This window comes from Marinifilum sp. D737, from assembly GCF_026672275.1.
In the GTDB taxonomy this organism is placed as follows: domain Bacteria; phylum Bacteroidota; class Bacteroidia; order Bacteroidales; family Marinifilaceae; genus Marinifilum.
Genome location: NZ_JANQCD010000040.1, coordinates 1 through 25,284, shown reverse-complemented (window position 1 = coordinate 25,284; position 25,284 = coordinate 1). Strand labels below are relative to the sequence as shown.

The following is a 25,284-nucleotide window of genomic DNA, read 5'->3' as shown; positions in this document are numbered from 1 at the left end:
GGAAAATCATACAATAATGGATGGTTTAATTACATCGTATAAAAAAGCAGACCCATTTGAGCCTGCTTTCTTTATATTATTATTGATTTCTGAATTATTCAAAAAAAATAGGAATTATTGAACAATTGTTGTTCCGTTATACGATGTATTTAAAGCATCAGATAACCAGTTTGGCTTGCCTTTTCCATTACCGGCACCACTTGCATTTTCGTTTTCAGTAATTGTTAAACCATCAACTGCTTTTACAGTATTGCCAGTTCCCATATCAATAAACTTAGCATTGGTAATAACAATGTCGCCAGCAGTAATTCTTGCTGCTGCATCGATATCGCTTGATGAAGTATAAAAGTAAGCCTGAGCCTTATTGTCAGCTAAACCACCAATTACAATATCATCAATGTTTTGCTTGCCCGCACCTTCTTTTAAGAAGAATGGTTTTTCACCCATGCCATAAACAGTTAGTTTTTTCAAAGTAGCATTGGTCATAGGAGTAGCTGCTCCGTTATCACCATTGTTCGATCCTTCAATTCCTGATTTAGCAGAATTTAAAGCCATCCAGTATTCACCTGTTCCCGACCATCCATCAGCAAAGTCGATACCATCGTCGCCACTTTCGTATGAAAGGATATATGATGCATTTACAGTTCCGCCAAAGAATTCAATACCATCATCACCACCTTTGTATGAAACGATATACTCGATTTTAGTACCTGAACCAACACCGAAAAGAGAAAGGCCGTTGAATTCTTTTTCGTTTGTATACTTGTAACCTGTGTACTCTAAACGTAGATAAGAAATACTACCTGAATTATCATCTGCTACATCTCCACCATAGGATAAACCAGAAACTTCGGCACCAGCACTACCTGCATCTGCTTTGTTTGTAGGAGCTTTACCACAAAGAACTAAACCTCCCCACGATTCTGCTTCTTCAGTTTCTGCTGTCATAACAACAGGTTTATCAGCAGTACCATTTACAAAAATTTGTCCACCTTGGGCAACAGCAATGTAGCGAACATCGGTATCTTCAGCAGTTACATCAGTTGCAATAATAACAGTTCCGGCAGGAATGGTTAAACTAGCACCATCTTTAACAACAACAGCACCAGTTAATTTGTATTTGTTGTTTGCATCTAAAGTAATATCAGTTGTGATATCACCTTCAAAAGCTACTTCAGCAACAACAGGGTCACCAAATACGGTAGTAGAACCATCAATGGTATTTAATGCATCTGGCATCCAATCTGGTTTGTTAATACCATTACCAGCGCCTATGGCTTCAACATTTTCTGTAACTGTTAATCCATCAACAGCTTTAGTTTGGCCTGACTTCATATCCACAAAATTTACATTTGTGATCACAATGTCACTCGCATTAATTCTTGCTGCAGCATCAGTATCATCGTCTGAAGTGTAGAAAAATGCCTGAGTTTTTTCAGCTGCCAAGCCTCCAACTACAATATTGTTGATGTTTTGCTTACCTGCACCTTCTTTCAAGAAGAATGGTTTTTCGCCCATACCATATATGGTAATGTTTTTTAATGTAGCATCAGTCATTGGTGTAGCTGCACCATTATCACCATTGTTTGATCCTTCGATACCTGATTTTGCAGAATTTAATGCAATCCAATGCTCACCTGTACCCGACCATCCATCAGCAAAGTCAATTCCATCATCACCACTATCAACAGAAACAAGGTGAGATGCATTTACAGATCCACCAAAGAATTCGATACCATCATCACCACCTTTGTATGAAACAACGTAGTCTACTATAGTACCAGCACCAACACCAAAAAGAGACAGACCGTTGAATTCTTTTTCATTTGTGTATTTGTAACCTGTATATTCTAAACGTAAATATTCAATTACACCTGAATTATCATTTACTTCGTTACCTCCATATGATAAACCAGAAACTTCGGCACCAGCACTACCTGCATCTGCTTTATTTGTTGGAGCTTTACCACACACTACTAAACCACCCCAGGCTTCTGCTTCTTTTTTATCGGCAGTCATTACAACCGGAGCTGTAGCAGAACCATTGATATAAATTTTTCCACCTTGAGCAACAGCTATATAACGAACATCTGCATCGTTAGTAGTAGGCGAAGTAGCTTCAATTCTAGTTCCTGCAGGAATTGTTAATTTACCACCCGATTGTACTACCAATGCTCCTGTTAGCTTGTAAGTTTTACTCGCATCCATTTTGTATTCTTCACCATCTTTAATCTCACCTTTTAAATTGGTTGGATCAAACTTGCCATCCGGAGTAGGATATGGAGTTGGAATTAGATCATCACTATCTGAACAACTGGAGAAAGTTATTACAGATATAGCTAGCATTGCTAATAATAATTTTTTCATCGTTTTTAAAAATTAAATTATAAAATGAAGTTGTTTACTATTTAAAAAGTGTAGGATAAACCTAAACTGAACTTGATTCCTTTTTTATAGGATTTAACCAACCAATCTTGAGTTTCATTTTTTTGAAATCTTTCAATGTCTTGATCAAGAAGATTTTTTGCTAAGAAACTTAATCCCCAATTGTTGAATTTCGATTTTAAGACAAAATCTAAATTGTGAAGCTCATCATCTACTTGATTTCCTAAACTTGAATACCCAATTAGGTACATTCTTTCCGATTCGTATCGGTATACCAAAGAAGAGGTGATGGAATTTTGTCCATCTTTCCAAGAGTATTTATAATTCAGATTGGTGTTGGCTATAAAAGATGCTGATCCTTGTAAATCTTCTTCTTCTTTATTAAAGTTGGCAGTATACCTGCCTTCCGTTTCTTCCTTTAACTTTTCTGCATCTAGCTCTTGTTTGGTATCCATAACAGTAAAGTTGAATGAAGCATATAATTTTTTTGAAGAGTTTTCGCCACTCTTGGTCCAGATGTTTTTCTTAGTTTCAAATTCAAGACCATATACATAGGCCCAATCGCCTGTATTACCAAATGTGAATTCGTTTCCGGCCGATGCTCTTACAAATCGGTTTATTGGATTCGAGATGTATTTTCCAAATACTGCTACCGATAACAATTCACTTGGTTTTGGGAAGTATTCCCATTTCAATTCGCCATTGTAATTGGTAGATGGTTCGATATAAGGATTACCTATAGATACATCTGTGATTCCCTCGAAAATAAAAGGGGCAGTTTCTTTGAATTGAGGCAAAGTATATGTGATACCTGATGCAAATCGAAGATTGGTCTTAGCACTTAATGAGTATTTCAAGGACAAACTGGGCAGCACTTTAAATTCGGTAAAATCCTCTTTTCCTTCTCCCAATACGGTATTGTATTCAATTTCCTGATATACATTTTCAGCACGAAGGCCTAATAATGCAACGAATCTTGAATTGAAATGATATTCTAAGTTTGCAAAACCCGCATTAATAATTTGTTCTCCGTCGTAGGTTGAAAGAATGATAAAATTACTTGACAATACCTTTAAATCGAACAGCCCGTTTTGTAAATTTTCATTGTTAAAATAGGAATCGATATTGTTGATATTGGTAAGTTGATTCGTTATAATTTTATGGTTGAACTGAGTTGATTCAAAACTTCTATTTTTGAATTTTCCATTGTAGCCAACAGTAAGTTTTCCTTTGTAGTCAACATCTTCAAAACCTTCTCCGAATTTATAATCCCAGCTAATGTTCGCTGCAATATCATCCTCTTTCAAATCATGGAAATAGCGGTTGTTGTTGGCCTGGTCGTTGGTAGCAAAAAACTTCTCGCTATCTGTTCCATTTTCCATGGTATTGTGTCGGCGATCGGGAATAATGTTTTTAACCGTGTTGTAAGCTACACCCCATTTCAAGTTCATTTTAGGATTTAATTTGTGCCCTCCTAAAATCTGGTTGACCAATACTGTATTGCGTTCATATTCCGATCTTCTCACAAAACCACCTTCTTCAGCCAAATCGAAAATAAACCCTCTTAGGTTTTTAAGTGATTGCTCTGAAGTATTCAGAAACATTGAGTTCAGATAAATGTTGTTGGAGTTCCAATTGTAATTTACATTCAACATTCCCGTTGTTTGGGTCATGTATTTGTATTGTTCTCCAGATAAATCTCTTCGAAAGAAATCACTACCATTTACCTGGCGTTGCAACAAATCGCTATACTGATATTCATTATCAAAAGAAATTGTTGCGAATGTATTTAGTTTAGAATTCTCGAATTCGAATGTTTTTCCTGCCGAAACCGAAATATCTGTAAAAGGATAAACGGTTTTTTCTTCAGGATTCCAGTTGGTTTCGAAGTCATAAACATCCAAATTATTCTGATAATCGAAATTGTCAAAACCTAGCATGCCTGGTCCATCACCTAAATAAAACTTGTCAGCATCGGATAAACTTGAGTTGTAGCCGGTTTTTAAACCAATTTTCAAAAATGGATCTCCATTATGAATTTTTGATACAACATTTACATTGGCACCTGCAAAGTCTCCATACAAATGAGCCCCCGGAACCTTTTCTATGTCGATAAATTCAATGATCTCGGTTGAGAACAGCTCCAAATCGATATTTTTGAACTCTGCATTGTTAGATGGCAGAGGCAATCCATTTAGGGTAGTTGTATTGTAACGATCACCCAATCCACGAACATTCAACCCTTTTGTATCGTTTTGTTTGCTAACACCGCTAACTTTTGTTGCAGCTGCAGATGCATCTGATATACCTTGAGTAGCCAATTCCTGAGCACCGATTGATTGTTTGATGCCTACAGATTTTTTCTGATCGATCAAAAGAACTACCTCTGATTCTCTGTTTGCTTTGGCAACTACTTTAACATCTTCAAGAGCAATGGTTGATTCTCCTAATACAAAATCAACACTTTGCGAATTTCCCTTGCTTACGTTGATATTTTCTTTTGAAGAGGTTTCGTAAGAAATAAAAGAACATTTTACGGTTACTGTTCCAACAGGGATATTAGGAATGGTATAATTACCATCGAAATCGGTTACTGTTCCTAAAGTAGTTCCATCAACGAAAACCGAAGCTCCAATTAATGCCTCACCGGTTTTTCCATCCTTTACATTTCCTGTAATGCTTCCCTTTTGCGCATATAAACCAAATGTAGAAAGAGTTAGTAATAAAACTAATAATACTTGTTTTGTCATTTTTTCCTTAATAAGTCAATACGATTTTTACTTTCAAATCACATTGCGATGTTAGGAATGATATATGAGCAGAATAATAAGCTGGTTTTAAATAAAAATTATCAAAGAAGCTCGCTTTGTTAATAGGAGGTTAAAGACATTTGTCAAATGTAAATAGAGTGTGAAAAGAAAGTTAAAACGGATGTACTATGCTATTTAATTACCTTTTAAATGAGCTGTAAGTCAATTGTAAAACGATGTAAATTACAAACTAGTAAAGGAAAGGTTACGGAAATATTACACAAAGGCAATTTTATAATTCCTGGTGAAAAATTGGATTGTGTTTTGATTTTTTTTCAATTCTCTTTTGGTGGATTGTTATGACAGAATTATTGAAGAAATGTTAAGATAAAATTAAGAATTAAGCTTCTGAGATACAATAAGATTAACGTAAAGTTAACTTCTATTTCAGAAAATATCCTACTTTTATTTAAATATTTGCTGCATATTAAAAAGTGTGATTTATACGCTTAATTGATAACAATAAATTACTTGGAAATCTGTATTTTCATGAGAGTTTAGAAAAGAAATGAAACGAGAATGATTAAAAAATTATTAAACACAAACGCTAATGATAATTTTGATCATGTGGCTTCTACCTGATAGCGGAAAGAAAATTATAAACAGATGAAAATTATATCCTCAACAAAGGTTAGTGTATTTGTAAGTCTCTTAGCCGGAGCTCTTGTGCTTATTTTTTGTACTATTGGCTTGTGGTTACCAATCGAACCTGCTTATATCATATTATTTGCCATTATATCAGTAGGGATTATTTACAAGCTTAGCAAGATTTTGGTAAATCGATTTTTGTATTCTAAAGTTCGAATATTGTATAAAACCATTCATGATACTCAAATAATTGATAAAGATTTAAGTGATAAAGTGAAGAGTACGGATGTACTTGTTGAAGCTGAAAAAGAAGTTAGAGAATGGAGTGAACAAAGAGGATCATTGGTAGCACAGCTTAAGAAACAGGAGAAATTTAGAAAAGAATTTATTGGCAATGTTTCTCACGAGTTGAAAACTCCAATTTTTAATATTCAAGGTTATATACTAACATTACTTGATGGTGGGCTTGAAGACAAATCCATTAACAGGAATTACCTTGAAAGAACAGAAAAAAGTATCAATAGGATGATCACCATTGTAAAAGATTTGGAGGTCATCTCAAAATTGGAATCGGGAGAACTTAAACTTGTTTACGAAAGATTTAATATTAGTGACCTAATAAATGAAGTGCTGGAGATGCAGGAGATGCGAGCCAAGAAAAATGGAATAAAGTTACAGTTTAAGCATCGCATTGATGCTCCAAATTTTGTTTACGCCGATAAGAAAGAAATCTTTCAGGTTTTAAACAATTTAATAGTAAATTCGATAAAATACGGAAAAGATAAAGGTACCACTACAATAGAAGTGATGAGTATGGATAATAAAGCGCTCATTGAAGTAAGAGACAATGGTATCGGGATTGAATCGGATAATTTACCTCGTATTTTCGAACGATTTTATCGAGTAGATAAAAGTAGAGCACGAAATATGGGAGGATCGGGCTTAGGCCTTGCAATTGTTAAGCATATTATTGATGCTCACAATCAAAGTATAAATGTAAGTAGTACCTATGGCGAAGGTACTAGTTTTACTTTTTCACTTGATAAATCAAAATAATAAGAACTAAACAACCAATACCGAATGGAAAGTAGTAACTACAAAATTTTATTGGTAGACGATGAGTCGGATATTCTGGAATTCCTAAGTTATAACCTTAAAAAAGAGGGATTTCAAGTATCAACTGCCGGAGATGGTCGAGAGGCAATTGAAAAAGCAAAAAAACTGCATCCACATTTAATTATTTTGGATGTGATGATGCCGGAAATGGATGGAATGGAAACATGTGAAAAAATAAGGTCGCTTCCTGAGTTTTCCGATGTGTTGATTTCTTTCCTAACAGCTAGAGGAGAAGATTATTCTCAAATTGCTGGATTCGAAGCTGGAGCTGATGACTATATTAATAAACCAATAAAACCAAAAGTTTTTATCAGCCGAGTAAAAGCATTGCTAAAAAGATCGGGAAGAGTTTCCGATGAAGGAGGAAATGCAAGTAATGGATTAATAAGTTTTGGAAATATTTCAATTGATCGTGAGAGATATTTAATTATCCAGGATGGAAAAGAATTCTCATTACCACGAAAAGAATTTGAATTGTTGATTTTGTTGGTATCTCGTCCACAAAAAGTTTTTACTCGCGATGAAATTTATTCTTCAATTTGGGGTGAAAAAATCATTGTTGGCGATAGAACAATTGATGTTCACATCAGAAAACTTCGCGAGAAAATTGGAGATGATTACATTCAAACGGTAAAAGGAGTAGGTTATAAATTTGTTGACGCAGGAAATTAATCTATTTGATATCAGTTCTACATGAGATGCCCTTATTGCTTATTATTTTCATCACATAGATGTAAAGGGTCAAGCTATTGGCTCTTAGTACTTAGCCGTTGGCTTTTAAAAAGTCAATTCAGTAATTTGAAAGCTAAAAGCTTTAGTAAATCTAGCAGATACTTATATGATATTGTTTCAATCGAACATACATCATTATAAGATTAGGCTAGGTCTGAATTAAGCATATGCCAAGGTAGCAATACTTACTTTGCTACCTTTTGCTTCTAAAATTGCTTGTGCACATGCTTCCAGGGTAGAACCAGTTGTTACAACATCATCAACCAACAAAATATGTTTTTCCTCAAACAACTTGGTTTTATGAAGCTTAAATATATTATCAACATTTTCCCAACGCTCCAATTTAGATTTCCTGGTTTGCGATTGGGTATGAACTGAACGGTAAAGATTTGAAATATTTACCTCAAGTTTCATAATTTCACTCATTCCTTTGGCAATTACTTCTGCTTGATTGTATCCACGAATTTTCTGTTTTTTTGGATGTAATGGAACCGGCACAATGAGATCAATATCATCAAAAAACTTTGAGTTTTTTAATTGGTGGGCAAGCTGTTTTCCAAGTTCAATACCAATATCAGTTCTGTGATGATATTTCAGTTTGTGAATTAGTTTTTGAAACTTACTTCCTTTGGCAAATGTAAAGTAAGAACTTGCATATTCTATTTTTACTCTTCCCCAGAAAAGAATTGAAACAGGATTATTTTTCTGTAGGTGAAAATCGGTTTTAGGAATTTGATACAAACAACGACTGCAAATGGCATGCTCATTTTTAAATAAAACATTACCACACGACTGACAAATGTTGGGATAAAACAGATTAATAAAATCACCCCATATTCCAGATATCCTGCTATTTAACTGAGAAATCATCCTTTTGTAATATTATCTCAATAAAAAGTTAACCAACACTTAAGGTTTTGATAAGCTTCTTCTAATCAAGATTAAAAAATGCCAGCTTATTTTTGTAGTGTTATTAATCAGTAAATCAAAAATATAATTTGATTTCAATTAAAGATAAACAAATTAAGTTCATTATTGAGAAAGAAATTTGAATAATAATTAGAGGATTTATTACTAAAACATAAAATTTAGAAACAATGAAAAAGCTTGTTTTCCTTTTTATCGCATTACTTGTTGTTGGACTAGAAAGTCAGGCAATCAAAGTAGTTACACCTAATGGTGACAAAGAAATAGAAGCAACAGAATTGGCAGCCATTGAAACAACAAGTCTTTCAGGTGTAGTTTTGGATAACCAAACCGGTGAAGCATTGGTTGGTGTAGCTATCCGTTTTGAAGGATCGAAAGAAACTGTGTATACCGATTTTGACGGTAACTTTAAAATTGACAATGTAGTTCCTGGAAAATACAATGTTTTGTCTAGCTACATTTCATACACCGATAATAAAATGAAAGAAGTAAACGTAAGCGGCAAGAACAATGTAATTCGCCTGGTACTTAAAAAGGACTAATAAAGAGTAAATGATAAAAAGACTTGGAGTAATCTTTGGCATACTGTTTTGCCTGGTTGCGAATCACTCTTTTTCTCAAAGCATTGAAGAGATAGAGGGATTATATTACACTACAAATGGAGATTTATACACCGGAACATATACCGAATTTTATGAAAGTGGTGTAAAAAGAATCGAAATGAATATTGAAGAAGGAAAGAGAAATGGGAAAATTACTCTTTACTTCGAAAATGAAAAAATTCAGGAAGTCAGATCCTATGTAAAAGGTTTAATGGATGGAACCTGGATTACCTGGAATGATAAATCAGTTAAAATTGCCGAAGCAAATTACAAAAAGAATAAAAAGCACGGCATGTGGCACATTTGGGACGATAATGGCGTAAAGCGCTATGAAATGGAGTATTACGAAGGCAAGAAGGTCGGAACTTGGTTCATTTGGGATGCTGAAGGCAATTTAATTAAAGAACGGAAGTTTTAGTAAAATAAGATGATAGAAGTTTTTTTGAAAGTCGCTTAATTTTATTAGGCGGCTTTCTTCTTTTTAGAGTAATTAGGCTTGGTGTCCCGTTTATTTCTTAATAATTTTGAATAAGATTCGTTAATATTGCAGAAGCTTTAAGAATTTAGGATATAAGAAATATGAAATCACTTTCTGAAATAGGAAAAATATTGGTTGAACAAATCAAAGAATTTGTTCCTTATGTGGTATCTGAATTTCAGGGATTCTTAAAGAGAAATAAATATGGTGTGATGGGTACTTTAGCCTTTCACATGATTCTTTTAATTCTTCTGTTTTCCTTTAAACTTCACACCAAGAGAGAGTTTCTCGAGGCAGAAATTTTTATTGATATCCCGCAGGAAATAGTCGAACAAATTCTGGAAGAGAAAGAAGAAGAGATTAAGAAAGAGATCGAAGAAAAAAAATCTGAAATAAACGAAAGTGTAGACAAACTTCTGCGATCAATTGCCGTAAACCAAAATGTTAAAAAATCAAATTCCGATCCTAAACAGAAGGTGGAGGATATGATTGATGAGATTAAGAAGAATTTGGATGAGTATGGATCCGATGACACTTCCGAAGGCAAGGATGGCTTAAACGAATATAAAAAGGATAGTTTAAGCATTGCTGAAGCCAGAGAAAAACAAAGAGTTTTGGACTCATTGCAAAGTATAGAATATAGTGGTCCAAGTAGTGTTTATTATAGTCTTGAGGGACGTCATAAGATCTATTTACCCATTCCGGTTTTTAAGTGCGAAGGCGAAGGTAAAATTGTTGTAAAAATCGGTGTTAGCCGTAGTGGAAGAGTGGTTGAATCTAAAATAGTAAAAGATCAATGCAGTGTTCAGGACGATTGTTTGTTCGAGGCTGCTTTGGATGCAACCAATCGATCAAGATTCAATGTAAGTAATACAAGTCCACAAACTCAGATTGGGACAATTACCTATAACTTTGTAAAGCAGTAAGAAACAATTGTCATTCTTCTATTCATACTAATTCGGATTATGATTATTTACCGATATTATTTAAATTGGCATTCGTTTTTATCCTAAAGAATTAAAAAATATGGGCTTTTTTTTAGCATCAAAACTTCGTAAGGCATCAAATACTGTTGCTATCGAGAAAAAAAGAGATGAACTTAGAAGTGATTTTGAAGAATTTGAACAGTTCTCGAAATCGGATGAATTAAAGCAGTTTAATGAACTTGAATTGTTGGTATTATCTGATGAATTCAAGAGAAATAAAAAAATGATAGAAAGCAAATCCTTTAAAAGGAGTGAGCTGTATCAGGAAGAGAGAGCTTTTAAAAAGTATCAGCGATCCAAAAAGTTTAAAACCTATTTTCGATTAAAAGATTCGTCAGAATTATCTACTTTTAATTTGGTTGCAGAATCAGACGATTTAGCGCGCTTTAAAGAATTGGAAGCGCTGATGAAATCATCAAAACTGAATAAAAAGGAAAATGCTGATGAAATATCGGAATACAAAAGACTAAAAAGCTCTGCTAGATTAAAAGAGTACTTCAAGTTTAAAAAGTCCAAAGCCTTAAGAATCTACAATGTGGTAGATAAATCATCCGAATTGCAGAAATATTACCAACTTGAGGAAAGAATAAGCTCGGAAGAATTTAAAGAAGAGAAAGCATTTCTTTTGGATAAAAAACGATTCGAAAAAACAGAGGATTTTAAGAAGCTTCAAGAGTACAATAGCTTAAAATCATCAGAGAAATTTGTTAAGCATTTCAAGTTAAAAGACAAAAATCCATTTGAAGAAATTAAGAAATGGGAATTAACTTTCTCGGAAGAATTCGATGCTGGAAATTTAGACTCCAATAAATGGATTACCCGTTATTATTGGGGAGATAAATTAATGGATAAAGGATATTCATTAGATTCGGACTTGCATACATTTACTGATGGTGAAAATGTTAAAATTTCAGGATCATCAGCTTGCCTGCTGGCAAAAAAAGAAACAAAAGAAGGATTGGTTTGGACTCCAAATTTAGGGTTTGTGCCTAAAAAGTTCGATTATACTTCGGCCATTATTAATACAGGTAATTCATTTCGCCAAAAGTTCGGAAGATTCGAAGCTAAGATTAAAGTGAAAAACCCTGCCCAGGTTCAGAATTCATTCTGGATGGTTGCAGACAAAAGCTTACCGCATATCGATATTTTTAAAACCTTTAATGGAGGAAAAATAATGAATGCCAATTTTTGGGGAAGTGAAAATTCTCCGCAGAAGAGTGAGTTCAAAGTAAAAGGAATTGATTTGAGTAAAGGATATTTTATATATTCACTTGATTGGAGTGCAAACGAATTGGTGTGGAAAATTAATGATGTGCCTGTAAAAACTCAAACATCAGGAATCCCTCAAGATCCAATGTATCTGAACTTTAGCCTCGCAGTAAAAGAAGCAAGAAATGATTTGAATGCTGAAATGGAGATTGATTGGATACGATGTTATCAAAGAAAATAAATACAATAAAAAAAGTGCCGAAAGGCACTTTTTTTAGTTTAAAGATGTCCCTACATTGAACACACTAAAGTAATTGTCTATGGAATCAGCCAGTTGATCTTTTAAATCATCCAACTCCTGTTTTTCCATTTCATCTTCGTCCCAATAGGTAAGAATGATGTTTAGATAATCCTTTATTTGTTCCGGAGAGGTTTCCAATCCCAAATCTTTTCGGAGCAAAACATTAAACTCGGCAAACCATAACAAAGCAATCTTGTGTTCGTGTACTGTTCCTTCAACAAAAGAACTTAGAGATTTAAATTCTAAAAACTTCCGAATGGTTAGTTCCGAAGCTAAATAGTACAGTCGCGTTCCAAGCTCCAAAAACTCTTTCTGAAGCCTTTTAAAGTTACTCTTGCTCTTTTTCTCGCACAAAATCTTCATAAAAAAAGCATTGATTCGAAGAAATTCTTCTCTCTTCTCATCGGAAGCAGGAAGCGAGTTTGTGGTTGATTCTTTCACTTCTGATTCAGCTTCTTCTACACTTGAATTTGCGGCAGAATTTCTCTTTTCCTGAATTAAAAAGGAAATGATGAAAGCAAGGGCAGCTAAGATTAAAATTTGCAGTATTACCGAGATGATTTCCATGTTTAAAGGTTTAGTGAATATGATTAATTTGGTTGATTGGAAATAACAAACTCATTTTTAAAAAATTACGAATTATTATGTTTTTGCCCAAAAACAGTTTGGTTCATTTTATTTACCATCGATTTTTGTGGATAAACAAAGCATATTTAATGATGAAAAAATCATTTTAATTTTTAATAAATAATTGGATAAAATTGATTAAATCAGCATGTTATCAATTGTAATTTAAGATACATGAAGATAATAAATGCAAATGATATAAGACAAATATTTTTTTCAACAAATACATATTGTTTATATGATGCATGTCTGAAAACACCATCGTTATTAGGATAATAAAAAAGCCGACAAATAGTCGGCTTTTCTATTATTGTTGTATATGCTTATTTCTTTGAGAAAAAATCATAAAAACGATGCTCAATTTGTGTAGAAAGTCGGAACATCACAGGTGCAATTATCAGCGTTAGGAAAGTTGCAACGGTGAGTCCAAATATTACCGTCCACGACATTGGTCCCCAAAAGGCAGTACTATCACTACCAAATGAAAGGTGTGGATTGAATTCACTCAATAGAGAGAAAAAATCGAAGTTCATACCCACCGCAAGTGGCAATAAACCTAGTACCGTAGTAATGGCTGTTAGTAATACCGGACGTAAACGAGTTTTACCCGCTTGTGCAATACAATCAACCTCTTCTGCTGAACTAAGATATTTTCTATCGGCCATATCGGTTTCCTGAATCTTTCTCTTCCTTAACAAATCAATATAATCCACCAGAACAATACCATTGTTAACAACGATTCCTGCAAGTGAAATGATACCAATTCCTGTCATCAAAATAACAAATGGCATTTGGAAAATACCCAATCCTAAGAAAACACCAATTGTACTAAATAGTACTGTAATCATGATAATAAGTGGCTTAATGGCAGAATTGAACTGAGAAACCAAAATTAAAGTAATTAAAGCCAAAGCAATCATTAATGCCTGGGTTAGGAATGCCTGAGTTTCCTCTTGCTCTTCTTGTTCTCCGGTAAGTTTATAGGAATAACCTTTTGGCATTTCGAAATCAGCCAACAATTCTCTTACTCTTGTGTTAATGATATTAGCATTAAACCCCTCTTTTACGTTCGAATAAATGGTAACAACACGCGTATTTTCAATACGATTAATTCTTTCGTAGGTTGATCCGTAAGAGTAATCTGCTATGGCCGAAATAGGAACCTGAACCATTTTATTACTGATAGGACTCATTACACTAATTTTTTGATTCATTAATGAAGGTACATCATATCGGTATTTGTCATTCAATCGAAGCATGATGTCATATTCGTCTTCTCCATCTTTAAATTTAGAAACCTCTAATCCGTAAAGTGAATTACGCAATGCCCTAGCAACTTGATTTGTGGATAAACCAAAACGACGGACTTTGTCGCGGTCTATATTAATTAGCATTTCAGGTTTACCCTGATCCAAATCTAACTTCAACTCTTCAACACCAGGAATTCTATCATCATCAATCAAGTGCTTAACGCGATTTGCCTGAATTAATAAATTTTCGAAATCATCTCCTGAAACCTCAATATTTATTGGGTAACCAACAGGAGGTCCCTGATCATCTTTTTCAACGAAAATTTTAGCACCCACAAAACCTTCAAAATTTGCAGTCAGTTCTTTCATAACTTCAGAAGTGCTAATGCCACCACGATCTTTAAATTCAACAAACGAAATTGTTGTTAATGATTTGTTGGCTGCACGACTTGATTCAAACATTCCTCCTTTACCAGAACCAACATTGGTTGATTTTGATCGGATTATATCCTCGTATGGTTCCATGGTTTTATTCACAATTACCTCAACACGTTTGGTAAGCTCATTTGTTTTGTGAATATCTGTTCCCAATGGCAACTCCATGGTTACATATATGGATTTTGGATCATTATCAGGGAAGAAAACAAATAAAGGTTTCGTGCTAAAATAGAAAGCAATAGAAGCGATCATCAGAATAAATGTACCTACAAAGAACAAAAGTGGTCTGATTCCTTTTAATGCAAATCGTAAGGTTTTTTCGTATCTATTTTCAAGTATTACAAGCAATTTGGTTTGAAACCAGCGAGCAAATGGCTTTAAAGCAAGCAGGTTGAATAATACAATAATTCCGATGAGCATTAAAAGATTGGCAATTAGGAAGCTTTCCAATACACCAAATATCTTCATGATATAGAAAGGCAGCGATACAACAAGAAATGAACTTCCAATAAGAGTGAATTTCTTTTTATTCATTTTTTTGTTCACATCATCTAGCTTTACAAAAGTTGCTGTAAATACCGGGTTTAGAATCAATGCAACAAACAATGAAGAGGCCAATACAATAATCAATGTAATTGGAAGGTATTTCATAAACTCACCCATGATTCCACCCCATAAAAGCAATGGGAAGAATGCAGCCAAGGTAGTTGCCGTTGATGAAATAATAGGACCAGCAATTTCACTCACACCTTTTTTGGTAGCTTCCAATTTCGATAAACCTTCTTCATGCAGTCGGTATACGTTTTCGACTACCACAATGGCATTATCAACAAGCATACCCAATGCCAAAATCAAAGAGAACAATACCATTTGATTTACCGTGTAACCAATTTGGTTTAGGATGATGAAGGAAATTAACATTGACATTGGAATTGCCAAACCCGAGAACAATGCATTTCTTAATCCCATGAAAAGATAAAGAACGACTATTACCAGCAGCATCCCCATGATGATTGAGTTCTCCAAATCGGCAACCTGACCGCGAACATCTTCAGAGGTATCATCGGTTACGGTTACGATTAATCCCCTCGGAAGCGAACCATTTTCTTTTTCCTCACCAATAATTTTATAAATGGCATCGGTTGCAGCCAATAAGTTTTCACCAGATTTTTTAGTAATCGATAAAGAAACTACAGGTTGGCTATTTAATCTCGAAATGGAAGAAAGTTCTTCATAACCATCTTCAACTTCAGCAACATCTTTCAGATAAACTACTCTACCATTGGAAACTTTAACAATTGTGTTTTCAATTTGTTTCATGCTGGTATAGTCGGCACTTGTACGTATACTTCTTCTTGTATTATCAGTAATTAATGTACCAGCACTAACCGTTACGTTTTCATCTCCTATGGCCAATTCGATATCGTGGAAAGTAACACCGTTTGCTTCCATTTTATGCAAATCGGCATTAATTTTAATTTCTCTTTCGTCAATACCTTTGATATCTGCCTCTGAAACTTCAGGAAGTGCTTCAAATTTATCTTGTAACTCTTCTGCAAACTCTTTTAAATCTTCCAAGCCAAAATCACCCGAAAGGTTTACGTTTAGGATTGGAAAATCTGCAAAATCCACATCTTCAACAATTGGATCCGTATCCAAATCATCAGGCAATTCACTTAATGATTTGTCAACCTTGTCTTTTGTGTCTTGCAGAGCTTGCTTTACCGGAATATCAGTATTAAACTCTACCACAATTAAACTCATGTCTTCGTAGGAAGCCGAGCTTAATTTCTTAACTCCCTTTAATGATTTTAATTCCTTCTCAATAGGTCTGGTTACCAGGTTTTCAATATCGATAGGAGAGTTTCCCGGATAGGGAGTTGTAATCATGATATTGGGTATCACAACTTCAGGGAAATACTCTCTTGGCATGCTTTGGTACGAGAACCATCCAAAAGCAATCAGAATGAAAGTCAGAATAAAAATGGAGTTTTTATTCTTTAACGCACCAAATGTGGGTTTAAACTCCCGCTGAACTTGTTCGGCAGAAGCATTATCTTTTATATTGTCCATTTTTTGCGAATTACTTTGTGCTAATTAGTGTTCCGTTTACAACTTGCGAATATCCTTCAGTAATAATTTTATCACCTAGTTGAATTCCTGATTCAATTAAAGAAAGGTTGTTGTAGGTTTTCGAGATTTTGATGTAAGTTTTGTTTGCAACCAATTTCTTACCCTCTTTTTTGGCCACGTACAAATAGCTGCCTTCAAAATCTTTCTTTACAATTATTGATGGAACTACAATGGCATTGTCAATTTCGTAATCTTTAATTTTAAGAACTGAAATTAGGTTTGGCTTAATTTTATGTCCCGGATTGTTCAGGTTAACACGAACTTTAAAACTTCTGTTTCCAGGATCAATAATATTTGAAGTACGATAAATCGATGCACTGGTGCGAAAGTCGATAGCAGGAAATTCTAATTCGGCCTTCTCGCCAGCTTTAATGTAGTTCAGGTAAGTTTCGGCAACATCAGCTTCAACGTATACCTGATCAATATTTACCAATTGTGCAAAAGGAATGCTTGGTCCTGCCAACTCACCTTTCTTTTGGTGAATTTCATCGATAATACCATTAAATGGAGCAGTAATAATTGCCATGTCTTTTTGAGCTTGCAATCCCTCAATTTTTCTTTCTAACGATTCTTTGTTTGATTTGGCTGTTAGGTATTCAATTTCGGAACCTATTTTTTGTTCCCAAAGTCTTTCCTGACGTTGATAAACAGTAGTTGCTAATGCTAAATTGGTTTTTGCTTCATCAATATTTCTTTGAATTTGAGCAGTATTTAATTTTCCAATTACATCACCCTTTCTTACTTTTTGTCCTTCAACCACATCAATAGAAATAATGTTACCATTGGCTTCAGGAGTGATTGTGATATTCTTGTCAGCTTCAACATTACCGGTTACCTGGATAAAATGTTCAAACTTAGAATTTGTGATTTCTGTAACAGCTACACTTATTGCTTCATCGATATTGCTTTCGCTCCTAATTTCTTTTTCGAGTGCAGAGATTTTCTTTTTTAAAGTAGCAAATTCCGATTTGTATTTTTTCAATTGATCTTCCTTGCTCAACTCTTTGTCTGTATCCTTGGCAGAACAAGCAAATAGTAGAGGAATAATTGCAACAATTAATATTTTTTTCATCTGTTTATGGTTTTTGTAGGATGTTTCTTAATTATAATTTTCCGAGAGCTTTATCAAAAGCAATTTTGGTACTCAGCAATGCAAGAGTTGAATTAATGTAATTCGAATGTGCATCCAGGTATTGCTTTTCATTTTCCGATAATTCCGTACTCGTGGAAATCCCTTCGTTAAATTTGATAATGGTTTTGTCGTATATTCTTTTTGCGATGTTTACAGCTTCCAGGTTATTTTCATAGGTTTCCTTTGCATTAAGTAAATTCGAAAATGATAGGCTCAAATCCTTTTTAAGGTTTTGTTCCGTACTGGCCATATTATTTTCAATCTTCATGTATTCGATTCTTTGCTGTTTTACTTTTGATCTTCTTTTGCCAGCTGAAAAAATCGGCATACTTAAACGTAATCCTAGTACCGAAGATTTAAACCAAGGAACCTCTGATTTAAATACATTTCGGAAATCGGTGCTTGTGTTTTTGCCATAATTGTAAAAGGCTGATATGGTTGGCAAGTACTGAGCTTGCTCATTTCGAATTAGCAGCTTTTGTGATTTTAATTGTGTCTCTAAAATTCTGTAATCAATATGAGAAGAAAAATCATAACTGCTTACTTCAGGGGTTGTTGATCGAATTGGATCCACCAGCTTTTCAAGACTATTGCTTAACTCGATTGTCTTTTCAATATCCATTCCCATGGTGTATTTAAGAACAGTTAATGAAGTAGAAATGGCTCTTTTTGCATCTGACAATTGGGTTTTGTTTCGATTCAAATTCAATTTGATCTGATCTACATCCAGTTCTTCGCGAAAACCATTTTCCCAATAAGCTTTGGTTTCATTTAGTAAGTTTTCATTTATGGACAGATTCTCTTTTACGGTTTTGTAATTGTCTTGGGAGACCAAAACAGCATAATAAGCCTGAGCAACTGCATCTTTAATTTCAATTTCAGTTTTCTCTTTCTGATTTTTTGAAAGCTGTACAAAAACTTTAGCAGCCATGGTTCCAACAATATACGAACCATCAAAAATTTTCTGATTCACACTAATTGAAGCGGAACTTCCATATTGCTGACCAAATTTAACTGGTGTGTAACTACCAGGCTCACCACCAAAAAACTCTGCTGGCAATAATGACACAGCTACATCTAAATTATTGCTATAGTCTGCAGAAAAATCTACTTGTGGCAATCCATCGGCAATGGTTTCCCATACCTTTTTTCTGGCTACCTGCAGGTCATAATCAGTCCCCTTTACCGAATATGAGTTTTCCAAAGCATATTCTTGTGCCTCGGCAAGAGTGAAATTAATTTTGTCTTCAGTTTGAGCTTGTGTGGGATAACTGAACACAAGAAAAATCACTACAAATGATAGTAGGATGTTTTTCATTATTTCTGATCTATTTAAAATTATTTTTAAAGTATTCTATTCCTTTGTTTGTACAAACGCCATGTAAATGGTAAATACCCAATTCTTTGTGAAATTCTATATTGGATATATCTTCTTTTTCCAATATCACATTGTCTGTTTCGGCCATGTTTAAATAAAATCGTGCCATGGTTTTGCTAATCCATTCAATATTAATTTCAGGCCTGAATAAGCCTTCTTTAATCCCTTGTTCTAAATTCTGTGCCAATTCAGTCTGAAACCTACTTAGATTGGTACGATGAAATTTATGCCACAATTTTGGATAGTATTTACGCAAATCGTATCTCATTGAATCACAAGAATTCTCTATTTGTGAAATCACGAACTTGTAAAATGCGATGTATTGATCTATGGCATTAAGATGATTCACTTCCTCTGATTGGAATGAAAAACGCGGATGGTTAATTTGCCATTCCAAAGCTTGCTCAACCAAATCGGATTTGTTTTTAAAGTGTTGGTAAATGGTTTTTTTCGAGATGCCAAGTTTATTGGCAATATCATCCATGCTTACACTTTTAATTCCAAATTGAAAGAACAACTCCCAACAAACTTCTATTATATCTGTTCTCTGATTTTTCATCTTACAAAGATAATCACATAACACTATGGAAACTTAAAATGTTCTTAAAGTTTCCTGTGGTTTCTGTTAAATTTTGTTAACATTCAGCATTTCAACACTTCGGCTTTATTTGGTATGCTAAAAATAGACTAAGAAAAATGCATATGAAGCCATAATTAGGTAACCATTTCATTTTTATCGGTAAATGGTATTTTTGATACGGTTTTAACATTTGTCTAAAATTCACTCTCTTTTTATAATAAAATGCAGAATTTTACGCTTACTATTTAAAGCTATCATCAATGAGAAAGTTAATTTGTTTGTCAGTAATATGTTTTTGCTGGGTAATTGTATCAAAAGCTCAATCACCCGTTCCTGGAAAAAGAGTTGACTATTACAGCTCCTGGACCGATAGAGGTGCGAAGGTTGTTCCCATGGGTGAAATACATTTAAGTGCTTTGGCAAAAAGCAGGTATGGTAATTATCCCAAGACTGAATTGAATTCAGAATTGTTAATTTTTCCATTGGTACCCAATATTGGATTCAAACACCAATGGCTGGGAAAGAATACCATTTTATCGAGTCAGCATACCTTCTATTATCCTACTTTAGGATTAAAATGGGCAAAAAGTTCAGGATTTAAGGATCAGATTCCCGAAACTGCCGATGTTCCGCATATATTCACATTTAGAAATGAATTGATATTGAGTCGAATACTTAATCCACAACCTGAAGATTGTTTTATTCGCATACCCGATTTGGTATTAACAGCTCGCATTGGTTTCGATTTTTCCTTGAAGGCTGGCGATGATAATTTTCCAAAGTTGGATTACTATTTCTTGTATCAACGATCGGCTTCTTACTACGATGATCAGAAGGTATATTTTGCAGGTTTAGAGTTGGCAGGCAATGTGTACAGGAATTTCAACTTTTCAATTTCGGCCGACTATTACAATATCGATTTTGGAGGAGAATATGCCATAGAGAGTCAGGGAAAAATACATTGGCATAGGGACAGTAGATTTTCAGTATCGGCAGGATACAAAACTTACTATTTAAATAATGACACAAAAACACAATTGTTCTTAATGCCTGTAGTTGATTTGGTATTCAAATTAAATCATCGTACAAAATTGCAAAGGGGATTGTTCAAAAAATAAGCCGATCTAAACAGACCGGCTTTCTTTATTATTCGCGATACAAATTTGTATACAAATATCGTTTAATATTTCGCTTAGGAGTTTTCTTAAATTCTTCAGGGAACAGGATGATTCTCGAAACCTTCATGTAAGCTGGTAAAGACTTGTTAATAATCTGCTTGTCTTTATCTAAAGCTTGTTGAATTTCATCTTTATTCAATCCTTCGGCATCACAAGCTTCATAATCCGGATAGATTAAAGCAATCAGTTTGTGATCTTTATCATCGGTAACTATCGATTCCTGAACGAATGGCATGTTATTCAAAGCCGCTTCAATTTCTTCAGGGTAAATGTTCTGCCCCGATGGTCCTAAAAGCATGTTTTTACTTCTACCACGTATATATATTGTATTATCGGTATCAATAACCCCCAAATCACCGGTGCGTAACCAACCATCTTCGGTCATGGCTTCGGCAGTAGCTTCAGGATTTTTGTAATAACCTTTCATTACATTATCACCTTTCACCTGAATTTCGCCAACCACTTTATACGGATCTTCCGAATCGATACGTACCTGCATGCGATCCACCACCTCACCACATGAATGGGATCGGAATTTTTGTGTAGGACTGTAACTAATAAGCGGACCACATTCTGTCATTCCATATCCAACGGTAAATGGAAATTCTATTTTCTTCAAAAAATCTTCAACTTCTTTATTTAAAGCAGCACCGCCAATAATTACCTCAATAAATTTACCTCCAAAGGTTTCAATCAATGAGCTTCTTATTTTCTTATAGATTTTCTTTTCCAGCAATGGAATTTTAAGCATCAGTTTTACCCTGCGGCTTTCCAATACTGGCAGAATTCTTTTTTTGTAGATTTTCTCCATAATCAGGGGAACCAGGCAAATCAGCTTTGGCTGTACATCCCGAAAAGCTTTGGTAATGATTTGTGGAGTAGGAACACGCGATAAAAATACCACATGACATCCACAGCAGAACTCGGTTAAGAATTCGAATAAACAACCGAATACATGGGCCAATGGCAAAAATGAAACTACCTTATCTTGTGGTCTTAAATCAATATAATCAAAACCAATTTTTACGTTTGAGTATAAACTTTTAAAAGGCAACATTACACCTTTCGAGAATCCCGAAGTTCCTGAAGTATAGGAAAGAACGGCAATGTCATCTTCTTTCGGATCGGCAAAGTTCAAATGATCTTTGCTTAGCGCGATTTCCTTCGATTTTTTATTTGCCTTTTCTACTGCCTTATTTAGTTTATCGCATGAAGAGCAAAGAGGTTCAAATTCTCCAAGAGAAATGATCCCCATCAACTTTTTCATTTTGTCATCATCAATTTTATTGAAAATGTTCTCGGTGGCAAAAAGCAATTTCGACTCCGAATGAGTAACAATATGGTGGATATCACTTGAGTTAAAATCAGGCAGAATAGGAACAATAACAGCACCATAAGTAATGGCACCCAAATAGGTAACTGCCCAGTTGTTTAGGTTGCGACCTATAACTGCAACTTTATCACCTTTTTTTATTCCTAACTCTTTAAACAGAAAGTGCATCCATTGAATTCGTTGGGCTACTTCCTGAAATGTAATGGTGTCTTTTTGGTAGTTTGTAAAAGCTGGGTGTTCCCAGTTTTTTTGAATCGTTTCCTGAATGGAATTGACTAACTTGTTTTGAATCATTGATTTACTTTGATTGATGCAAGATCTAAAGATAATAATCTTGATAAAAAATCATAAAGCCAAAATATCTTATTTTGTCATTCTAATACGAAGTTTTCAGAAAATCAATCATTTACGAGGTGTTAAGAAATCTTGAAAAAAATATTTATTTGATTCCTAAACGGTTTATTATATATGTGTTGATGTATGCTATTTTTTTGTAGGTAATTTCTTGAAAGTAGTAGTTTGCAAATCTTTCTTTACTCTTGGACTTGGCCGGAATGCCATCTTTACCCCTTTAACATTATGGCGGCTAACTTTCTCAGGAGATTCTGATCCTTCAGCATTAATATGCAATGAGAATGTACCCAAATCACCTAATTCAACAGAACAATTATCTTTTAAGTAATTTGGTATTAAGCATTGTAAATGCTTCCAAAACTCCAATTACATCTATGGTACTAAAGGTTGATATTTGGGAAATGTCCTCGGCCAAATCTCTTAAATCCCTTTTTTCTCTTTTGGTAATTCTTGGATAATAAGCTTTACAATCTTCTTCCTTTTTACCAGGAGGAATTATCTTAACAACTTTGAATTCAACACTCATACAGTACTTTTTCTTTAAAATGAACTTAGGTTTTTATTAAAATTACCTTAAGTTATTAAATTATGACCATGGTTAAAAATTAAAATGATAAGGGTAAAAATATATTATGACCATGGTGATATTTATTAAGCCTAAGTAAGTTTTATTTCATTTGTAGGCTTATTTTATTTAAAAGAAAGGTATCTAATGCAAACAAACCATTTATAGTAGGTATGGAAATGATATGTTTCCTGATTTGTAATTCTTGTTTTGTGAATTTGTATTAGAAGATATAATCATGTGGAGCTTGTGATGTAGATAATAAATCTATTTCCTCTTTTTTTCAATTAATTAGCACATAGTAAACCGTATTGCAATCAATTTTTATATTTTTGTAGTTCGATTTTGCGCAAAGTGATTTTTTGATGCATTATCGTTCACAAATAGAATGATTTAACTAGGTTGTTCTCAATTGAATTTGAGAATTACTTGCAGCTTAAGGCTTGAGGCTTGTAGCTGTATTCATCTCATTAAGGATTATTTAAAATGGAACAGAAAAGAATTAAGATCAAAGATCTGTTGGCTTCTGCAGAAGCAGGCAGTACGGTGAATGTGAAAGGATGGGTAAGAACAAAGCGCGGTAATAAGCAAATTAATTTTGTGGCTTTAAATGATGGTTCTACTATTCAAAATCTTCAGGTAGTTGTTGATGTTCCTAATTTTAATGAGGACTTGTTGAAAAAGATCACAACTGGTGCAGCCATTTCGGTTGATGGAGAAATTATTGAATCACAAGGTAGTGGACAATCTGTTGAGATTGCTGCTAAAAATATCGAAGTATTAGGTGTTGCCGATCCTGAAAAGTATCCACTACAACCTAAAAAACACTCTTTAGAGTTCTTAAGAGAAAAGGCGCACTTGCGTTTCCGTACCAATACTTTTAGTGCAATATTCCGTATTCGTCACGCTATGGCTTATGCTGTTCACGAGTTCTTTAACAAGAAAGGATTCTATTACATGCACACACCATTGATTACAGGTTCGGATGCCGAAGGTGCTGGTGAAATGTTTAGAGTATCAACTTTAGATCCTAAAAATCCACCTTTAAACGAGGATGGAACAATCAACTATAAAGAAGATTTCTTCGGAAAAGAAACCAATCTTACCGTTTCTGGTCAGCTGGAAGGTGAGTTGGGAGCTATGGCTTTGGGTGAGATTTACACTTTTGGTCCTACTTTCCGCGCCGAAAACTCAAACACAACTCGTCACCTGGCTGAGTTCTGGATGATTGAGCCTGAAATGGCATTCTATGATATTGTTGATAACATGGACTTGGCAGAGGAATTCTTGAAGTATATGATTAAATATGCTTTGGACAACTGTATGGAAGACCTTCAGTTCTTGAGCAAGCGCCTGCAAGAAGAAGAAAAAGGTTTGAAAGCAGAAGATCGTCAGATGGAGCTGATCGAGAAATTGAAGTTTGTATTGGAAAACGACTTTGTTCGCTTGACTTATACCGAAGCTATCGATATTCTTCGCAACTCCAAACCAAACAAGAAGAAGAAATTCCAGTATTTGATTGAAGGTTGGGGAGCTGACTTGCAATCGGAGCACGAAAGATATTTGGTTGAGAAGAAATTCAAGAAACCAGTTATCCTGATCGATTATCCTAAGGATATCAAGGCATTTTACATGAAGCAGAACGACGATGGAAAAACTGTTGCTGCAATGGATATCTTGTTCCCGGGTATTGGTGAAATTGTTGGTGGATCGCAACGTGAGGAAGATCTTGAGAAATTAACAACCAGAATGAAGGAAATGAATGTTCCTGCTGAAGAAATGGATTGGTACCTGGATACTCGTCGTTTTGGATCTGCAACTCATGCTGGTTTTGGTCTTGGTTTCGAAAGAATGATGTTGTTTGTTACTGGTATGGGTAACATCCGCGACGTAATTCCCTTCCCAAGAACTCCAAAAAATGCGGAATTCTAGTAGAAATATCGAATAATTTGATGCTCTCACTCTAAGTGAGGGTATCAATAAAAAGGTATATAATATATCAAGCCGTGTCACTTTTGTGATGCGGTTTTTTATTGGGACACAGATTACACGAATTGAATAGGATTATCGCGGATTTTTAATATCGTTTTGTACATGAAGCACCAGCGGTGCGTGATCTTTGTAGCCCAGTCAGTAGTGAGAGAAGCGAACGAAGGGCTGGGAAAAAATACAAGAATAAAAA

Annotated in this window: 19 protein-coding genes; 8 read left to right on the top strand and 11 right to left on the bottom strand. The window is 34.5% G+C overall.

Annotated elements, in window-relative coordinates; all coding sequences use genetic code 11:
• Window positions 1-114: 114 nt before the first annotated feature.
• Both NQ163_RS17865 and NQ163_RS17860 read right to left on the bottom strand, forming a co-directional pair.
• On the bottom strand, window positions 115-2,367 hold the full coding sequence (locus NQ163_RS17865; RefSeq protein ID WP_268191699.1) for a hypothetical protein: 2,253 nt from the start codon (window positions 2,365-2,367) through the stop codon (window positions 115-117).
• Window positions 2,368-2,408: 41 nt separating this feature from the next.
• A complete protein-coding gene (locus NQ163_RS17860; protein WP_268191698.1) occupies window positions 2,409-5,135 on the bottom strand; it encodes a TonB-dependent receptor in 2,727 nt (908 codons plus the stop codon).
• Window positions 5,136-5,801: 666 nt separating this feature from the next.
• On the opposite strand from NQ163_RS17860, the gene NQ163_RS17855 reads away from it, so the two are divergent.
• Both NQ163_RS17855 and NQ163_RS17850 read left to right on the top strand, forming a co-directional pair.
• A complete protein-coding gene (locus tag NQ163_RS17855; protein ID WP_268191697.1) occupies window positions 5,802-6,839 on the top strand; it encodes a sensor histidine kinase in 1,038 nt (345 codons plus the stop codon).
• 24 nt (window positions 6,840-6,863) lie between these two features.
• Window positions 6,864-7,571 carry a response regulator transcription factor gene (locus NQ163_RS17850; protein WP_268191696.1) on the top strand — a complete coding sequence of 236 codons (708 nt, stop codon included), beginning with the start codon at window positions 6,864-6,866 and terminating at the stop codon, window positions 7,569-7,571.
• Between the two features lie 219 nt (window positions 7,572-7,790).
• Here the strand turns inward: NQ163_RS17850 and NQ163_RS17845 are convergent, their stop codons facing one another.
• On the bottom strand, window positions 7,791-8,501 hold the full coding sequence (locus NQ163_RS17845) for a ComF family protein (RefSeq protein WP_268191695.1): 711 nt from the start codon (window positions 8,499-8,501) through the stop codon (window positions 7,791-7,793).
• 227 nt (window positions 8,502-8,728) lie between these two features.
• Between NQ163_RS17845 and NQ163_RS17840 the strand changes: the two genes are divergently transcribed.
• From NQ163_RS17840 to NQ163_RS17825, 4 genes are all read left to right on the top strand, one after another.
• Window positions 8,729-9,100 (top strand): carboxypeptidase-like regulatory domain-containing protein, encoded by a 372-nt coding sequence (locus NQ163_RS17840; protein WP_268191693.1) that lies wholly within the window; start codon window positions 8,729-8,731, stop codon window positions 9,098-9,100.
• Window positions 9,101-9,110: 10 nt separating this feature from the next.
• Window positions 9,111-9,578 carry a toxin-antitoxin system YwqK family antitoxin gene (locus tag NQ163_RS17835; RefSeq protein ID WP_268191692.1) on the top strand — a complete coding sequence of 156 codons (468 nt, stop codon included), beginning with the start codon at window positions 9,111-9,113 and terminating at the stop codon, window positions 9,576-9,578.
• A gap of 161 nt (window positions 9,579-9,739) precedes the next feature.
• A complete protein-coding gene (locus tag NQ163_RS17830; protein ID WP_268191691.1) occupies window positions 9,740-10,564 on the top strand; it encodes a hypothetical protein in 825 nt (274 codons plus the stop codon).
• 100 nt (window positions 10,565-10,664) lie between these two features.
• Complete coding sequence (locus NQ163_RS17825) at window positions 10,665-12,074, top strand: glycoside hydrolase family 16 protein (protein ID WP_268191690.1); 1,410 nt, start codon at window positions 10,665-10,667, stop codon at window positions 12,072-12,074.
• Between the two features lie 33 nt (window positions 12,075-12,107).
• Here NQ163_RS17825 and NQ163_RS17820 read toward each other — a convergent pair whose 3' ends face one another.
• From NQ163_RS17820 to NQ163_RS17800, 5 genes are all read right to left on the bottom strand, one after another.
• Window positions 12,108-12,701, bottom strand: coding sequence for a hypothetical protein (locus NQ163_RS17820; protein WP_268191689.1), 594 nt, complete (start codon window positions 12,699-12,701; stop codon window positions 12,108-12,110).
• Between the two features lie 383 nt (window positions 12,702-13,084).
• A complete protein-coding gene (locus NQ163_RS17815; RefSeq protein WP_268191688.1) occupies window positions 13,085-16,522 on the bottom strand; it encodes an efflux RND transporter permease subunit in 3,438 nt (1,145 codons plus the stop codon).
• Window positions 16,523-16,532: 10 nt separating this feature from the next.
• Window positions 16,533-17,654, bottom strand: a complete 1,122-nt coding sequence (locus NQ163_RS17810) for an efflux RND transporter periplasmic adaptor subunit (protein WP_268191687.1) — start codon at window positions 17,652-17,654, stop codon at window positions 16,533-16,535.
• A gap of 31 nt (window positions 17,655-17,685) precedes the next feature.
• Window positions 17,686-19,032 carry a TolC family protein gene (locus NQ163_RS17805; protein WP_268191686.1) on the bottom strand — a complete coding sequence of 449 codons (1,347 nt, stop codon included), beginning with the start codon at window positions 19,030-19,032 and terminating at the stop codon, window positions 17,686-17,688.
• 10 nt (window positions 19,033-19,042) lie between these two features.
• The gene (locus NQ163_RS17800) at window positions 19,043-19,651 is read right to left on the bottom strand and encodes a TetR/AcrR family transcriptional regulator (protein ID WP_268191685.1); all 609 of its coding nucleotides are present in this window, start codon (window positions 19,649-19,651) and stop codon (window positions 19,043-19,045) included.
• 281 nt (window positions 19,652-19,932) lie between these two features.
• Here NQ163_RS17800 and NQ163_RS17795 point away from each other — a divergent pair, with 281 nt between their 5' ends.
• Window positions 19,933-20,790, top strand: coding sequence for a hypothetical protein (locus NQ163_RS17795; RefSeq protein WP_268191684.1), 858 nt, complete (start codon window positions 19,933-19,935; stop codon window positions 20,788-20,790).
• A gap of 28 nt (window positions 20,791-20,818) precedes the next feature.
• Here the strand turns inward: NQ163_RS17795 and NQ163_RS17790 are convergent, their stop codons facing one another.
• The 3 genes from NQ163_RS17790 to NQ163_RS17785 all read right to left on the bottom strand — a co-directional run bounded on the left by NQ163_RS17790 (window position 20,819) and on the right by NQ163_RS17785 (window position 23,063).
• Window positions 20,819-22,477 (bottom strand): AMP-binding protein, encoded by a 1,659-nt coding sequence (locus tag NQ163_RS17790; protein ID WP_268191683.1) that lies wholly within the window; start codon window positions 22,475-22,477, stop codon window positions 20,819-20,821.
• A gap of 189 nt (window positions 22,478-22,666) precedes the next feature.
• The gene (locus NQ163_RS20840) at window positions 22,667-22,828 is read right to left on the bottom strand and encodes a hypothetical protein (protein ID WP_442786031.1); all 162 of its coding nucleotides are present in this window, start codon (window positions 22,826-22,828) and stop codon (window positions 22,667-22,669) included.
• 22 nt (window positions 22,829-22,850) lie between these two features.
• On the bottom strand, window positions 22,851-23,063 hold the full coding sequence (locus NQ163_RS17785; protein WP_268191682.1) for a hypothetical protein: 213 nt from the start codon (window positions 23,061-23,063) through the stop codon (window positions 22,851-22,853).
• A gap of 525 nt (window positions 23,064-23,588) precedes the next feature.
• On the opposite strand from NQ163_RS17785, the gene asnS reads away from it, so the two are divergent.
• Window positions 23,589-25,034 (top strand): asparagine--tRNA ligase, encoded by a 1,446-nt coding sequence (asnS, locus tag NQ163_RS17780; RefSeq protein ID WP_268191681.1) that lies wholly within the window; start codon window positions 23,589-23,591, stop codon window positions 25,032-25,034.
• Window positions 25,035-25,284 lie beyond the last annotated feature (250 nt).